This window comes from Campylobacter sp. RKI_CA19_01122 (genome assembly GCF_025771325.1).
Classification (GTDB): domain Bacteria; phylum Campylobacterota; class Campylobacteria; order Campylobacterales; family Campylobacteraceae; genus Campylobacter_D; species Campylobacter_D lari_D.
In genome coordinates this window covers 42,250-58,175 of sequence record NZ_JAKMPZ010000001.1, presented here as the reverse complement: position 1 = coordinate 58,175, position 15,926 = coordinate 42,250, and the positions used below count along the sequence as shown (strand labels likewise).

Annotated in this window: 13 protein-coding genes; 1 reads left to right on the top strand and 12 read right to left on the bottom strand. The window is 28.3% G+C overall.

Annotated features, from left to right (window positions below; genetic code table 11):
* Positions 1 to 25 precede the first annotated feature (25 nt).
* Positions 26 to 1,663: a chaperonin GroEL gene (groL, locus tag L8U37_RS00295; RefSeq protein ID WP_263728311.1), complete on the bottom strand. Its 1,638-nt coding sequence runs from the start codon at positions 1,661 to 1,663 to the stop codon at positions 26 to 28.
* A gap of 13 nt (positions 1,664 to 1,676) precedes the next feature.
* Positions 1,677 to 1,937: a co-chaperone GroES gene (gene groES / locus L8U37_RS00290; RefSeq protein WP_263728310.1), complete on the bottom strand. Its 261-nt coding sequence runs from the start codon at positions 1,935 to 1,937 to the stop codon at positions 1,677 to 1,679.
* A 162-nt stretch (positions 1,938 to 2,099) separates the two neighbouring features.
* Here groES and L8U37_RS00285 point away from each other — a divergent pair, with 162 nt between their 5' ends.
* A complete protein-coding gene (locus L8U37_RS00285; RefSeq protein ID WP_263728309.1) occupies positions 2,100 to 4,643 on the top strand; it encodes a hypothetical protein in 2,544 nt (847 codons plus the stop codon).
* Positions 4,644 to 4,678: 35 nt separating this feature from the next.
* On the opposite strand, the gene hpf is transcribed toward L8U37_RS00285, so the two are convergent.
* From hpf to L8U37_RS00235, 10 genes are all read right to left on the bottom strand, one after another.
* Positions 4,679 to 5,197, bottom strand: a complete 519-nt coding sequence (hpf, locus tag L8U37_RS00280) for a ribosome hibernation-promoting factor, HPF/YfiA family (RefSeq protein ID WP_263728308.1) — start codon at positions 5,195 to 5,197, stop codon at positions 4,679 to 4,681.
* 78 nt (positions 5,198 to 5,275) lie between these two features.
* Positions 5,276 to 5,956: an endonuclease III domain-containing protein gene (locus tag L8U37_RS00275; protein WP_263725724.1), complete on the bottom strand. Its 681-nt coding sequence runs from the start codon at positions 5,954 to 5,956 to the stop codon at positions 5,276 to 5,278.
* Positions 5,953 to 8,892, bottom strand: a complete 2,940-nt coding sequence (locus L8U37_RS00270) for a DEAD/DEAH box helicase (protein ID WP_263728307.1) — start codon at positions 8,890 to 8,892, stop codon at positions 5,953 to 5,955. The genes L8U37_RS00275 and L8U37_RS00270 overlap by 4 nt, the downstream gene beginning before the upstream one ends.
* Positions 8,882 to 9,286, bottom strand: a complete 405-nt coding sequence (locus L8U37_RS00265) for a bactofilin family protein (protein WP_220566863.1) — start codon at positions 9,284 to 9,286, stop codon at positions 8,882 to 8,884. The genes L8U37_RS00270 and L8U37_RS00265 overlap by 11 nt, the downstream gene beginning before the upstream one ends.
* The gene (locus tag L8U37_RS00260; protein ID WP_243705623.1) at positions 9,214 to 10,125 is read right to left on the bottom strand and encodes a M23 family metallopeptidase; all 912 of its coding nucleotides are present in this window, start codon (positions 10,123 to 10,125) and stop codon (positions 9,214 to 9,216) included. Before L8U37_RS00260 ends, L8U37_RS00265 begins: the two co-directional genes overlap by 73 nt.
* Positions 10,112 to 11,281 (bottom strand): Mur ligase family protein, encoded by a 1,170-nt coding sequence (locus L8U37_RS00255; RefSeq protein ID WP_263728306.1) that lies wholly within the window; start codon positions 11,279 to 11,281, stop codon positions 10,112 to 10,114. The genes L8U37_RS00260 and L8U37_RS00255 overlap by 14 nt, the downstream gene beginning before the upstream one ends.
* Before the next feature lies 1 nt (position 11,282).
* Positions 11,283 to 12,650 carry a hypothetical protein gene (locus L8U37_RS00250; protein WP_263662498.1) on the bottom strand — a complete coding sequence of 456 codons (1,368 nt, stop codon included), beginning with the start codon at positions 12,648 to 12,650 and terminating at the stop codon, positions 11,283 to 11,285.
* A complete protein-coding gene (gene lptE, locus L8U37_RS00245) occupies positions 12,651 to 13,148 on the bottom strand; it encodes an LPS assembly lipoprotein LptE (RefSeq protein ID WP_133318709.1) in 498 nt (165 codons plus the stop codon).
* Positions 13,145 to 15,574 carry a leucine--tRNA ligase gene (gene leuS / locus L8U37_RS00240; protein WP_263728305.1) on the bottom strand — a complete coding sequence of 810 codons (2,430 nt, stop codon included), beginning with the start codon at positions 15,572 to 15,574 and terminating at the stop codon, positions 13,145 to 13,147. Before leuS ends, lptE begins: the two co-directional genes overlap by 4 nt.
* Positions 15,575 to 15,582: 8 nt before the next feature.
* Positions 15,583 to 15,924, bottom strand: a complete 342-nt coding sequence (locus L8U37_RS00235; protein ID WP_133318707.1) for a DUF6394 family protein — start codon at positions 15,922 to 15,924, stop codon at positions 15,583 to 15,585.
* Between the last annotated feature and the right edge of the window lie 2 nt (positions 15,925 to 15,926).

Below are 15,926 nucleotides of genomic sequence, written 5' to 3'. Positions count from 1 at the left end.
CCAAAAAGAAGTAAAAAAGATGGTATTACATCATACCACCCATGCCTCCCATACCGCCCATACCACTCATATCAGGCATAGCAGGTTTATCTTCTTTAATTTCGCTAATTGTAGCTTCAGTTGTTAAAAGCATGCTAGCTACTGATACCGCATTAAGCAAGGCTACTCTTTCTACTTTAACAGGATCGATAATACCGCTTTCAAGCATATTTACATATTCACCTTTTGCAGCATCAAAACCAGTATTTTCTTCTTTACTATTTTCTACTGTATTTACAACTACACCAGCATCAAATCCAGCATTTTCAGCAATTTGTCTTAAAGGTGCTCTTAATGCTCTTTCTACAATAGCTGCACCAATAGCCTCATCGCCTTGCAAATTCAAACTGATTTTTGATTTTGCTTTGATTAATGCAGCGCCACCACCTATTACTATACCTTCTTCAACTGCAGCTTTTGTAGCACTTAATGCATCATCAACTCTATCTTTTTTCTCTTTCATTTCAGTTTCAGTAGCCGCACCAACTTTAATCACCGCTACACCACCGCTTAATTTAGCTAATCTTTCTTGTAATTTTTCTCTATCATAATCTGAACTTGTTTCAGCAATTTGAGCTTTGATTTGGTTAATTCTTGCATCAATATTTGCTTTTTCACCTGCGCCATTTACAATAGTTGTATTGTCTTTATCAATAATCACGCTTGAAGCTTGACCTAAATCTTGAATACTAGCACTTTCTAAAGTTCTTCCAAGCTCTTCAGAGATCACTTCACCACCTGTTAAAATAGCAATATCTTCAAGCATAGCTTTTCTTCTATCGCCAAAGCCAGGAGCTTTAACTGCTGAAATATTTAAAACACCTCTTAATTTATTTACAACTAAAGTTGCCAAAGCTTCGCCTTCAATGTCTTCAGCTATAATTAAAAGTGGTTTTCCTGTTTTTTGAATTTGTTCTAAAATTGGTAATAAATCTTTTAAGTTAGTAATTTTTTTATCAAATAACAAAATAAAAGGATTTTGCAATTCAGCTGTCATTTTTTCAGTATTTGTAATGAAATATGGGCTTAAATAACCTCTATCAAATTGCATACCTTCAACTACATTTAATTCATCATTGATTGATTTTGCTTCTTCAACAGTGATAACACCATCTTTTCCAACTTTTTCCATAGCATCAGCGATTAAATTTCCGATTTTCTCATCTGAATTCGCAGAAATTGTCGCAACTTGAGCTATTTCTTTTTTATCTTTAACTTCACGAGAAAGTTTTTTAAGTTCAGCTACTATAGCTTCGCAAGCTTTATCCATACCTCTTTTAACTTCGATAGGATTAGCACCTGCTGTAATATTTCTCAAACCTTCTTTAAAAATAGCATGCGCTAAAACTGTTGCTGTTGTTGTTCCATCGCCTGCTTGATCAGCTGTTTTACTAGCTACTTCCCTAACTAAAGAAGCACCCATATTTTCTAAAGAATCTTTTAATTCCACTTCTTTAGCTACACTCACACCATCTTTTGTGATAGTTGGAGCACCAAAACTTTTTTGGATTAATACATTACGACCGCGTGGCCCCATAGTGACTTTTACAGCATCATTAAGTTTTTTAACACCTTCATAAAGTTTATTTCTTGCTTCATCTGAAAAAAATATTTCTTTTGCCATTTTTTATCCTTTTTTATTTAATAATCCCTAAAACATCTTCAACATTAAGAACTAAATACTCTTCATTATCAAGTTTAATTTCAGTTCCACCGTATTTTGCAAACATTACTTTATCATTTACCTTAATATCTTCTATTTCTTTGCTTACTGCAATAACTTCACCATTTAATGGTTTTTCTTTAGCATTATCTGGTATAATAATCCCAGAAGCAGTAGTTTTCATTTCTTCTAAGCGTTTTACTAAAATACGCTTTCCTAGAGGTTGAAAATTCATTTTTTATCCTTTCTAAAATGTGCCATTTTTAGCACTCTTTGTTTTTGAGTGATAGAATTATACATTAAAGAAAGTTAATTGTCAATAAATTAAGTAAAATATATCATATAAGTTTAGTCTATATCACTAAATTTATATGATATATCATTATAAAGGTTTCTCATGAAAAAAATTCTTTACATTCTTTTAGGTGTAGTGTGTATAGCATTTCTAGCTATATATACATTATTATTTACAAGCATGGGTAATGCTTTTTTAAAGCCAAGAATCGAAACGATTATTGCTCAAAAAAGCGGTATGAATGTTAAATTTGAAAATTTTAAAATTAGTTTTTCACAACTTGACATTAAAGCAAATATTGATGATAAATTTTTTGCTAACATAGAAGGTGGCATATCACCTTTAAGACTAGGATTTGATTTAAACTATCTTTTAGGACTTAAACAAAACTATATTCAAAATCTTGGCTTAAAAAGTGATAAAGATTTTACATTTAAAGGTAGTGCTGTAGGTAAAAGTAGTGATTTTTTAGTAAAAGGTAATGGATTTTTGTTTGATTCTAATCTTAGCTTAGATGCAAAAATTGTTGATTTTTCTCCTATAAATCTTGAATTTATTGGCAAAAATATAGATTTGGCTCAAATTTTAGATTTTGCTAATCTACCAAGATATGCTCAAGGAAAAATTAGTATTATAAGCGATATACAAGCTAAAGATTTAAAACCAAATGGTAATGCTTTGATTAATTTTTACACAAGTTCTATCAACAATACTCTAATTGAAAAAGATTTTAATCTAAGCTTACCAAAACAAAGCTATATAAAAGGTGAAATAAGATCTTTAATCCAAAACAATGAAGTTATATTTAAAAGTGAAATTTTAAGCAATTTTTTTAAACTTTATACACAAAAAAGTATTTATGATATAACAAAACAAAACTTAGCTAGTGATTTTGACATCAAAATAGATGATTTTAATCAATTTTCATCTCTAGCTAAAATGAAACTCCAAGGCAAAAGTCAAATTCAAGGTAATTTACTTTTTGCAAACAATCAATTACAAAGATTAGATGCTAACTTGCTTGGATTTGGTGGTAGCTTAAAAGCTGTTTTAGAAAATAATAATCTTAATATCAATACAACTAATATAGAAGTAGCAGAACTTTTAAAGACTATCTCCATACCTGCTTTTATTAATTCTAAATTAGTTTTAGACTTAAAAACACAAGGGCTTGATTTTAAAAATTTCAATCTAAACACTAGGTTAAACAATGCAAATATAAATGTTATGGAATTTAAAAAACTAAGCAATCTTGATTTTCCAAAAACAAATTTTAACTTACAAGCTAAAGCAAATGCGAAAAATTCTTTGATTGATTATGAAGCTTTACTTGATTCAAACATAGCAAAAATACCTCAACTAAAAGGTTCATATAACCTTACAAACAAAGATTTAAATGTACAAATTAGTGCTTTTATAGATAATCTTAACAAATTAAAACCTTTAACCAAACAAGATCTCAATGGACCTTTAAATTTAGATGCCAAAGTTGATCTTAAGTCAAATCAAATTCAAAATCTTGATGCAAATATTAAAATCATGCAAGGGCTTATCAATGCAAAATCCAATGGAAAAAGTTTACAAGCAAAGATTGATAATATAAAATTAGAACAACTTTTTCCTTTGATAGGACAAAAAGTTTTAGCATTTGGTGATGTAAATGCAGATATTGACTTAAAGTCACTTGATTTTAACAATATTAATGGTGATTTTAAAGCAATCATTAATTCTTCTTTTAATGAAGTAGAATTATCCAAGCTTTTAGAGAAAAAATTTCCAAAGAATACTTCAGCAAAAATCAATCTTGATGGAAAAATTTCTAAATCAATCATTGATTTTAACGCTAAAGTTCTAAGTTCATTTGCAAATATTAATTCATTAAAAGGTAAATTTGATCTTAATCAAATGGCTCTAGTAAGCACTTATAATATATCATTGCAAGATTTTTCTAAGTTAGGATTTTTAGTTGATAGAAACTTAAAAGGCAAGGCTGATTTTGAAGGAAAATTTGATTTTAAAAACGCTTTAATAGATGCAAGTATTAATAGTAAAAATATATTTAACGGCTCATTAAATGCCACTTTAAAAAATAATATTTTTAACGCTAAAATGCAAAATACCGATCTTTCAAATTTAACTCAAAGCTTAGATTTACCTGATTATTACCAAGCAAAATCAAATTTAAGCATTGATTATAATCTTTTAAAAGAAAGTGGTGTAGTGCTAATGAATTTAGCCGATGGGCAACTTAAGAAAAATCTCATCACAGGTGCTTTAATGTTACTTTTACAAAAAGATATCACTCAAGATGTATATCGCAACGGTGAAGCCAAAATAAATATCAACAAAAATCTTATAGATTTAAATTTAAACCTAGTGGCTGATAGAAGCAATATAAATATTAGCAAAGGTAAGGTTGATACAAAAAGTACCAAATTAAACATTCCTTTTAATATCGTCATTGATAGAGCAAACTTCAAAGGTACTATAAAAGGAACAACGCAAGATCCTAAAGTAAGTCTTGATACAAAAAGTGTTGTAAATTCTATTGTTAATACAATAGGTGGAAATGCTAGTGATGGTGCTAAAAATACAGGTAAAAAAGTAGATCAAGCAATAGATAAAATTTTTAACAAACTCTTCTAATAAATCTAGCCTTTAAAAAAAAGGCTAGATTTTTATTAAAATAAACCAAATTTACCATCTTTTTTCTTATATAACACCCTCATTTTTGCATCTATGTCATTAAAAACTAAAAATATATCTTTACTTGCTTTTAATTTTTCCAATACTTCTTCAATTTCCAAAGGCTTATATAGCTCAAGTTCTGTTGGAACTATCTCATCTTCCTCAATCAAGCTCGGTAATACTAAATTTTCTTTTATCTCATCTTGATGTTTATGGGTAATATTTTTATCATGCAATCTTCTTAAAACCTTAGAAATTCTATCAATAGCTAAATCTATAGCAGCATATAAGTCTTTATCTTTTTGCTTTACAACCACTGTATTAATACCGGCTAGATTAATGCTAAATTCAGCCCAAAATCCTTTCTTTCCATGCCTTTCATCAGCACTTATAACACAACGCGCAGAAATCACATCTAAGCCATATTTACTTAAAGCATCAAAGCTTTTTTCCACATACTCTTTTATAGACTCAGTTAGCTCAAATTGCTTTCCAACTATACTTGTATTCATTACTTCTCCTTTTTATGAAGTTAAATACATTATAGCACTTTAATCGTAAAAAAATAACTTTTTAAATAAAAAATAAATTTAAAATTTTAAAGGATCTAGAATAAGCACACCATTCTCTGAAAGTTTTTTACCTTGAAAGTGTGTTTTACAAAAAGAAACAATTAAAGCATGAAAAATTTGATAAAGCTCATATAATTTACATTCTTTTTTTAATAAAACACACAATTCTTGTTGATTTTTAGCTATGTCTTTTTTTAAAAAATCTGCCAACTCATCATAACTTTGACACTCATAGCCTAAATAATTAGCTATTTTTGCACTATAAGCATCAACTACTAAAACTTCTTTTTTGCATATATAATTTAAAATTCCATCAGCACTTTCTTGACCAAAACCCTTAATATCCAAAAGCCATTCTCTATCAACTTCTTCTTTAAAAAGCTCAAAAGAATTAAAATATTGAAAATATTTTTGAGTAAAATTTTTAATATATTTTGCCTTAGTATTATAAAATCCACTTGGCTTTATTAAAAACGCTAAATCTTGAGTATTTAAATTTGATAAATCTTCTATCTTAGTAATATTTGCTTGTTTTAAATTTATCAAAGCTTTCAATACATTTTTCCAATTTGTATTTTGAGTTAAAACTACAGAAATTAAAATTTCAAACTCACTTAAAGTATTATTTTCTAGCCATTCAAAATCTTTATAAACAATATTTGCATTAACTAAAGCTTTAAAAATTTCATATCCACTCATGCTTTTTCACTCTTTCTTAAATGCATCAAAATAGCCTCAATTACATCATCATCGTCTTTACTTTTTGCCTTAATGACTTCCTTGCTCTCATCATCTTTTACAAAACAAATATTTTGCTCATAATTACTCACTAGTTTATAATGCTTGCTAGCTAAAATTTTTATGATGATTAAATCCAAAAACTGCTTTGTGAAGATATCAGGCCTTCCAAAACGATCATTCATCTCACTTTCTATCTCATAAACTTCATTAACACTCATACATTTACTAAGTCTTCTATAAAGTTCTAATCTCAAACGATCTTCACTAATATACTCACTATTTAAAAAAGCATTGATATTAAGCTTTAGATCTATTTTTTTCTCTTTAATTTCTTCTTTTTTACTTAATTTATTAATCTCATCTTCTAACATTTTAAGATACAAACTATAACCAATTTGTTCTATATGTCCGCTTTGATCCACACCTAATAAATTTCCACCACCACGAATTTCTAAATCATGATAAGCAAGCACGCTTCCTGAGCCTAAATAAGAATTACTCTCTAAACTCGTAAGTCTTTTTAAAGAATCTTTTGTGGTTTTTTCCTTATTTTCAATAAGAAAATAACAATATCCTTGCTTAGCACTACGCCCTACTCTTCCTCTAAGTTGGTGCAAATCAGCCATACCAAAGCGATCTGAATTTTCTACTATGATAGTGTTTGCATTTGCCAAATCAATACCACTTTCAACTATAGAAGTACAAAGCAATAAGTCATATTCTTTATTTTCGAATTTAATCATTTCTTCTTCAGTAGTTTTTGCATCAATTTTAGAATGCAAGATTAAAATTTTTAAATTTGGAAACAAATCTAAAAGATATTTTTTACACCCATCAATACTTGCTATATGATTGTGTATATAAAAAATCTGTCCCGCTCTTCTTAATTCTCTTGAAATAGCTTCTTTAACCAAAGCATCACTACTTTCTCTAACAAAGGTACGCACATCCAAACGATCCTCAGGTGGAGTTTGTAAAACACTATATGACTTTAAAGAGCTAAGAGCTTGATTTAAACTTCTTGGTATAGGCGTTGCTGACATAGATAGAATATGTGAATTTTTACTTAGTTCTTTGAGTTTTTCTTTTTGTTTTACACCAAATTTATGCTCCTCATCTATCACGACTAAACCCAAATTTTCACACTCAACCCCTAAAAGAGAATGCGTTCCAACCACTACACAAGGCTTATTTTCTTTTAAAAATGCTAAAACTTGTTTTTTTTCTTTAGCACTAGTAAAACGATCTAGCTTAAAAACCTCTATATCAAAAGAATCAAATCTTCGTTTTAAGGTTTTAAAATGCTGGGCTGAAAGCAAAGTAGTTGGCGCAAAAAATAAAGCCGTATAACCACTTTTTACACAAGTAAATATAGCGTTCATAGCAACTTCTGTTTTACCAAAACCCACATCGCCACTTAAAAGCCTATCCATCACCTGCATACTTTTTAAATCTTGAGTGATTTCTTGACAAACTTGACTTTGATCTTTAGTGTAAAAAAATCCTGCCTTATTGATAAATTCATCTTGTAATTCTTGAGAAATTTTTAATTCTTTTGCTTTTATCAAAGCTCTAGTCGCTGCTAAAGAAACTATATTTGAAGCAATGGCAAATAATTTTTCTTTTAATCTTTCCTTGATTTTTAAAAAACTTCCTTTTCCAAGCTTATCAAGTAAAGGCACGCCACCACTTGCACCGATATATTTATCAATCATATATAAATTTTCAACAGGTAATAAAAGCTTATCGTTATTTAAATACCCAAGAGCGACAAATTCTTTTTTTGCTCCTGCTATTGCAATAATCTCAAGACCTAAAAATTTAGCTACACCATAATCTTCATGCACAACAAAATCCCCAACTCTAAGCTCATCTATTACCAAACTTGCTTTTCTAACTCTTTTATTTTTTTCTTTTTTATTTAAAGATATGATAAGCTCATCTTGAGTACTTAAATTAATTCTTTCTTGGGATATTTTTAATTTAATATTTGAAAATTCTTGTAAATTTAAAGCTTTAAACAAAGCTTCATTTTTTGCTAAAATAGTAATTTTTTTATCTTTGTGAAAAGTGAAAAAATCATAATTATAAGAACTTACCAAATCTTTATAAAATTTTGGTTCGGGTAAAATATTTTGATTGATTTTACTAATATCTTCTTCAAAATCATTTACATCAATTTTTTTTATGCTTACAAAATTTAAATCTAAATAATCACAAAAATCATCAACACACCAAAAACCTAAAGAATTAACATCATTTATAATGCTTTGACTTTGGAAATTTTGAATTTTTTCTTGTAAATTTTCATATTGCTCTTGACTAAAAGCACTCAAAAAAGGACAAATTTCTATATTGGAGAGTTCAGCAGGGATTGATTTTTGTGTATGTATATCAAAATATCTTATACTTTCTATCTCATCTGAAAAAAGTAAAATTCTAAAAGGTTGTTCTTCATTAATCGCAAAAATATCTATAATATCCCCGCGTATTGAAATTTCACCCTTATCTTGAACTATATCTACAAACTCATATCCACTATGTAAAATTTCTTCTTTAAATTTCTCTAAAGCAAGAAGTGAATTTCTTTTAAGAATAATGTTTTTTAGATGCTTTTTACCTGGTAACTTTTGCAAAATTGTTTTTATAGGAGATATTAAAATTTTATTTTCATTTTCTTTATGATAAGCATTTAATACTTTACAAATTTCAAAAAGTTCTTTAGAAAAAGAGCGTAAATCGCTACCAAATTCTGCTCTAAAATCAGGTAAAATAAAAGTTTTTAATTTTAAAAATAAGCAAACTTGAGCTAATTCATCTGCTTCTTTATCATTCTCACAAATTATTAACTCAGTTTTATTACTTAATAAATATTCATATAATTTAGCTTGCATTTTCTGAATTTTCTATACTCACATCAATAGTTGCAAGCTCTTCTTCTTTTTCAATTATTTTACTACTTCCATTAAATTTCCCACCATTTTCAATACTTAATTGTTTAACTATGATATTACCATTAAGCACACCGCCGGATAAAATTTCTAAAGAATCAACTTGCATTTCTCCCTCAAAAACTCCATTGATTACTATCTTATTTGCCTTAACTTGTCCTTTTAAAACACCACTTTTACCTATCACTATCACATTAGAAGAATTAATTACTCCTGTAATTTCTCCATCTAAATGAAGCATAGAATCAAAATAAAATTTTCCTTCTATTTTTGCTCCGTTTGAAATGACTGTAGTTTCGGATACTGCAGCAATAGAGCCTTTATTAAAGATTGCCATGGCACTCTCCTTTCTTTTTCAAAAATTTGTTCATAGTTTTTTCGGTTTAAATCTATAAAAATCTTAGGATCTAAAAGTTTATTAATAAATCTAACCTCATAATGCAAATGCGGTCCCGTAGAAAGACCTGTATTTCCCGTATAACCCAACAAATCACCTTTTTTTACAAATTGCCCTGCTTTGACAACATCCTGACGCGTCATATGCGCATAAACCGTTTTAAAACCAAAATTATGGATCAAAATCACTGAGTAACCATAACCATTATTGCTATATGCAGCGTATTCAACCACTCCATTTGCAGGCGCATAAATAGGAGTTTTTAAAGCTGCTCTTAAATCAATACCTGGATGAAATTCTTTTTTATTTAATATAGGATGATGACGCCATCCAAAATTACCTGTGACTCCATTATCTTCTATCACATGACCATTTGGAATTTGTGTTAAAAATAAATAAGCTTGATCATTAGTAAGTTTGACTTTTTCTAATCTTTCTGGTATATCTAAACTTTCATCTTGTTTTAAGCCTAAATTATCCTCAATATCTGCAAGTTGGGTTTGGAGTTCATCATATAAGGCTGTTTTTTCTTCTAAACTTTTTTGCATACTCTCATTTTGAGAAAACAATTTAGTATTCTTTGAAGATAATATTTCTTGTTCTTTTAAAAGCTCTGAACGCTTATCTGCTAGATAATTAATATATAAAGCACCTAAAACTATAACAACAAAAACAAAAGTAGTAAAATAAATTATTACTTTTTTTATAATCTGACTTAATAAAAAATGTCTAGAACCATTTACATCTGTAATAGTTAGCGTAAATTTATCTTTCATTATAGCCTCTTAAAAATTTTTCTACCAATACAAAAGAACCAAAAACCAAATATAACTCATCTTTTTTTATTTGTTCAAATTTTTGATAAACAATATCTAATTTTTCTAAATTTTCTAGCAAAACAGAACCCGCCAAAGGTCTATCTTTACTTTCATAATCATAAATTTCAACTATTTTTATTATAGGTTTTAAGACCTTTAAAATTTTATAAGAATCTTTATCTAAAAAGCAATTATAAACTAAATGAACTTTTTTTTCCTTGAAAATTTCAACTAAAGCTAAAGCCGCCATTTCATTATGTCCTACATCAATAAAAATATTTTGACTTATTTGCTCGCACCTTCCTTTTAAATCAAGTTTTGGTAGATTTTTGATACCTTGAATTAATTCTTTTTCATTTTTAGCACAAATTTTAGAAAAAGCTTCTAAAGCTAAAAAAAGATTATCTTTTAAAAAAGTCGCAAAATTATATTTTTGAATATATTCTTGTACATAAGGATAAATAAAATTATTTTTTTCTAGCAAACTGATACTTAAACTAGCTCGTTTTAAATTTGCTATTTTTTGAGCCAAATTTAATACTTTTGCTTCTTGCTTATGATTAATTAAAGCTTTGGCACTCATGGCTTTTAATTTTGTTCTTGCTATTTCTTCTAAATTTTTACCTAATAAATCTTGATGATCAAATCCTATTTTAGTAAAAATACTAAAATCTATTTCAAAAACACTTGTCGCATCATACTCCCCACCTACTCCGGCTTCTAAAATCACATAATCACAATCTTTAAAAATAAAAAAAGCTAAAAAAGTAGCGTATTCAAAATAACTAAGTTTTTTTACATCTTCCAAAAAAACACTTTCTAGTTTTTCATGCGCTTTTTCTAAAAGTTCATTGCTTGCAATTTTGCCATTTAACCAAAATCTTTCATTAAATTCAAAAATATGTGGACTTGTATAATGACCTACTTTATATCCTTGCTCTAAAAGTAAAAGCGCTAAAAATCTACCCGTACTTCCTTTACCATTAGTGCCAATAATTTGGATATTTTTAGTTTTTGGAATAAATTTTTTATACTTCTCATACATGCTAAACATAAAAAATCTACTAATTTTTTGCACATACATAGTTTTTTGTGAAAGTGTTTGTTGAAATTTCATGCTAAGCTTTTTGGATTAATTCTTTTAAAATATCGCCATCTGGAAATTCTTTTTTTTCTATGCAAGAAGATGATAAAATAAGTTTAACTACTTCTTCTTTATAAATGAATTTATAATCATCTATAAGCTTTAAGGCTTTTTCTATAAAAATCTGAGCACTTTCTAAATTTTTACCTGGAAGTATAACCAAATAAGAACTTTCATCTAAAATCCAAATTTCACCCATATCTTTACATAAATCTTTAAGTATCTTTTTAAACTTTCCACTAATTGCCTTAAAACTATCAACACCATAAACATTAATAACATGCTCTATATTATTAATTTTAAAAAAACATAATGCATAATTAACAGCATAAAGCTTATAGTTTTCATCAAGTTTTTTAAGTTCTTGAGCAAGACTCCACTGCTCTCTTTGCTCATCATCACTTGTAGCTTGAATTTGAGTTTTAATTTGCGCTATTTGCTCGTTTGCATATAAAAGTTTATCTTTTAGTGTATCAAAATTAATTTGAACATTACCATTTTCATCTTTAGTTAAAGCATTAATAAATTTCACATCTTCTTGGCTGTTATCATACAGCTTTGATACCATTTCATTTAAGCTTTCTAAGTGCTGATTAAAAAAAGAAAGGTTTTTTTGTATATAATATTTATCTGTTGCTTCTTTTTTTTGCAACATTAAATAATACTCATGTGCAAATTCTTTCCTGGCAATTAATTTAGGATTTTCTTTTAAATTTTGTTTAAACTGCTCAAGCTCTTTACTTGCTCCAAACAAAGACTCCAAAGAAGCTAGTAAAAGTTCAGCCTGCTTCTCATAAGATCTCTCCTTTAACATAACAATGAGTTTTTCAACTAAAGTGTGAAAATCCAAAAACGCTCGAATATTAAATTCTTCTAATTTTTTTAAAAGCTCATAATCCTCATAAGATTTTTCAAGCTCTCTCCATTTAGCCCTTAAAAGATATATGGTTTCTAAATCCATAGCTTGAGATAATCTGTGTTGAGTAATTTTTGCTAGTTCTTTGATTTTTTTATCTTTGCTAATACTAAGCTGCTGCACAATCAAATCAAGCAAAGCATAAACATCTTCATATTTTCTACTTACTTGCCTATTAAGCCTAGAAACTAAAAACATCAAAAACTCATCAATAGTTCGAATGCTTTTTCCTTTTAGCTCTTGCTTATAAATATCATCTAAAAGATTAGTATATTTTTCTATCCTTGCTTTATTAAAACTCATCACTCCCGCTTTTTTAGCGCATTCTTCAAATACCTCACTATAATTTTCAGGAGTTGGATGCAACTTACGCTCTTTTAATTTTATCAATGTTTCTTTTGCAATCTCATTGATATGACTTGCCATTTATTTATAACCCCTAATAGCTATAATAGAAACAAATTCATCAAAAGCTTCACTTGATGCATTTTTAATTGCTTCAAATCTAGCTTGATCGCTAATAATAGAATTTGGATTAATATCAAAATTATAACTTCCTTTAGTATTTACAACTTCTTCTTTACCATTTTTATAACGCATAAGAAATTCCAAGTAAAGCTCTGCTTTATAATTAACCACATAACCATTTCTATCATACACCATAGGATGAAATTCTAACTTTTTCATCGTAACTATAATAGAACTATCTGCATTATGCTCATCTGTGACTTTTCTGCCAAGCTTATTAAGCATAGCTTCTCTTAAAATATCTGTTATATAAACACTATTTTCGGGATCTTGTTTACTAATATTGATTTTCAAAAATACATTTTCACCCAAAACCCTACTTGCCATTTGAGATGATGGGATATATCCACAAGATATAATAAAAAAAGCAAAAAAAGATATTAAATATTTTTTCATTTAACCACCAAATTTACCAATTTCTTATCAATATAAATTTCTTTTACAATGGTTTTTCCTTCTAGCCATTTTGCAACATTTTCTTTAGCCAAAGCTAAAATCTCATCTTCTTTAGCCTCTGAATTTATTTCAATCTGTGCTCTTTTTTTACCATTAACACTAATAGCTATATTAAAACTATCTTTTACAAAAACTTCTTCTTTTATTTTTAATACTTTAAAATTTTCACATTTAAACAAATGCTCGCTAAGCTCAAAACAAACATGAGGGATAATAGGCTCTAAAATATTTAAAATAATATAAAAAGCTTCTTTTAAAACTTCTTTATGATTTATAGCATTTAAGGCATTTAAAGCTTCCATACATGCAGCTATTAAGGTATTAAAGGCAAAACTTTCTTCATAAACTTCAAAAGATTTTTTCAAAGCTTCATATACTTTTAATCTAGCATATTTTTCTTCTTTATTTAAACTTTGATGATCAATTTCTTGTAATTTTCCACATTCTAAACTCATAGCCTTTTCATAAAGCCTATTGATAAATTTAAACGCACCCTCTAGCGCACTATCGTTCCATTCAAGTTCTTTAGCAGGTGGTGCAGCAAACAATATAAACAATCTTGCACTATCTGCTCCATATTTTTCTATAATATAATCAGGATCTACTACATTACCCTTAGATTTACTCATCTTAGCACCATCTTTAGTGACCATTCCTTGGGTTAAAAGTCTATTAAAAGGCTCATCATCTTTTAAATAACCCAAATCTCTAAGTGCTTTTTGGAAAAATCTAGCATAGAGTAAATGCAATATCGCATGTTCAATCCCACCAATATATTCATCAACATTCATCCAATAATTAACACTTTTTTCATCTACCGCTTTTTCTTGCCATGTTTTATCATCACTTGCAAAACGCGCAAAATACCAAGAACTTTCAAAGAAAGTATCTAAAGTATCGCTTTCTTTTTGTGCTTTTTTACCACATTTTGGACAAATGCACTCTTTCCATATTTCATGCTTATCAAGTGGATTTCCCTCTCCATTTATAATCACATCTTCAGGCAAGGTAATAGGTAAATTTTCTATTTTTTGAGGAACTATGCCACAAGAATTACACTTAATCATTGGTATAGGAGCACCCCAATATCTTTGTCTAGAAACACCCCAATCACGAATTTTAAAATTGGTAACCTTTTTACCAATACCCAAAGATTCAATTTTTAAACTAATTTTTTCTCTAGCATCATTACATTCTAATTGATCAAATTCGCCACTATTGGTTAAAACACCTTCTTTTAAAGTGTAACATTGTGCGTCATTTTCATCTTTATAAATTACTTTTTTTATAGCTAAATTATAAGTTTTTGCAAACTCATAATCTCTTTCATCATGAGCAGGCACACTCATAACAGCCCCGCTACCATAATCACTTAAAACAAAATTAGCTACCCATAAAGGAATTTTTTCTTTACTTAGTGGATGGATTACATGAAGATTTAAAAAATATCCTTCTTTTGGTGCAGCTTGTCTTTGGCGGGGTGTTTGATTTTGTATATTTTGAATTTTTATGATAGTATCTTGATCTAGTAATTTTTTATCAATTAATTCGTTTACTATTTCATGATCAGGTGCTAAAGCAATATAAGACACTCCATAAATAGTCTCAGCTCTTGTTGTAAAAACATTGATCTTTTTTGCACTGATTTTATCATTTTCTTCTATATCAAAATCAAAACTAAGTCCTGTGCTTTTACCTATCCAATTTTCTTGCATAGTCAAAACCTGACTTGGCCATTTTCCTTCTAATTTTTTAAGATCTTGCAATAATTCATCTGCATAAGCGGTAATTTTTACATAATATCCTGGCATTTTTTTTCTAATGACTTCATGTCCACAACGCCAACATTTGCCATCTTCAACTTGCTCATTTGCTAAGACTGTTTTATCATTCTCACACCAATTAACTTCAGCTTCTTTAGTATAAACAAGTCCTTTTTCATACATTTTGATGAAAAATTCTTGCTCAAATTTAGTATATAAAGGATCAGAAGTAGCAAACATTCTTTTTTTAGAAAAGGAAAAGCCCAAAGAAACAAGTTCATTTTGCATATAATCAATATTTTCATAAGTCCATTTCTTAGGATGAATACCGTGTTTTATCGCAGCATTTTCAGCAGGCATACCAAAACTATCAAAACCTATAGGATGTAAGACATTAAAACCTTTTTTTCTATAATATCTAGCCATAGCATCACCTATGCTATAGTTTCTCACATGTCCCATATGAATTCTACCACTTGGATATGGAAACATAGATAAAATGTATTTTTTTGGTAAAGAAAAATCATCTTTTGGCTCAAAATATTCTTTTTCTTGCCAAATTTTTTGCCATTTTTTTTCTATTTTACCTGCCTCATATGCCATTTTAACTCCTAATTTTCTTCTTGACTTTTTACTGAATCAACTATAACTAAAATCATTGAAAAGATATTAGCTATCAAAGCACCAATTGCTAAAGTATAAACCATAACATTAGCTTCCGGATTAATTTGTATTAAAGCAAAAGCTGGAATTAAATGCAAATCAGCCACTAAAGAACTAGCAAATAATTCAGCTGCTAAGAAATTTCTAACTCCGATTTTCAATAAAGTAGAAATTAAATTCACACAAGCTGCAATAAATAATGCAACTTCATTTTGATCATATAAAAATCCTGCGGTTGTAGTTAAGCTCATTAGAGCAAAAAAGATATAAATAACCTTACCCCAATTCATTT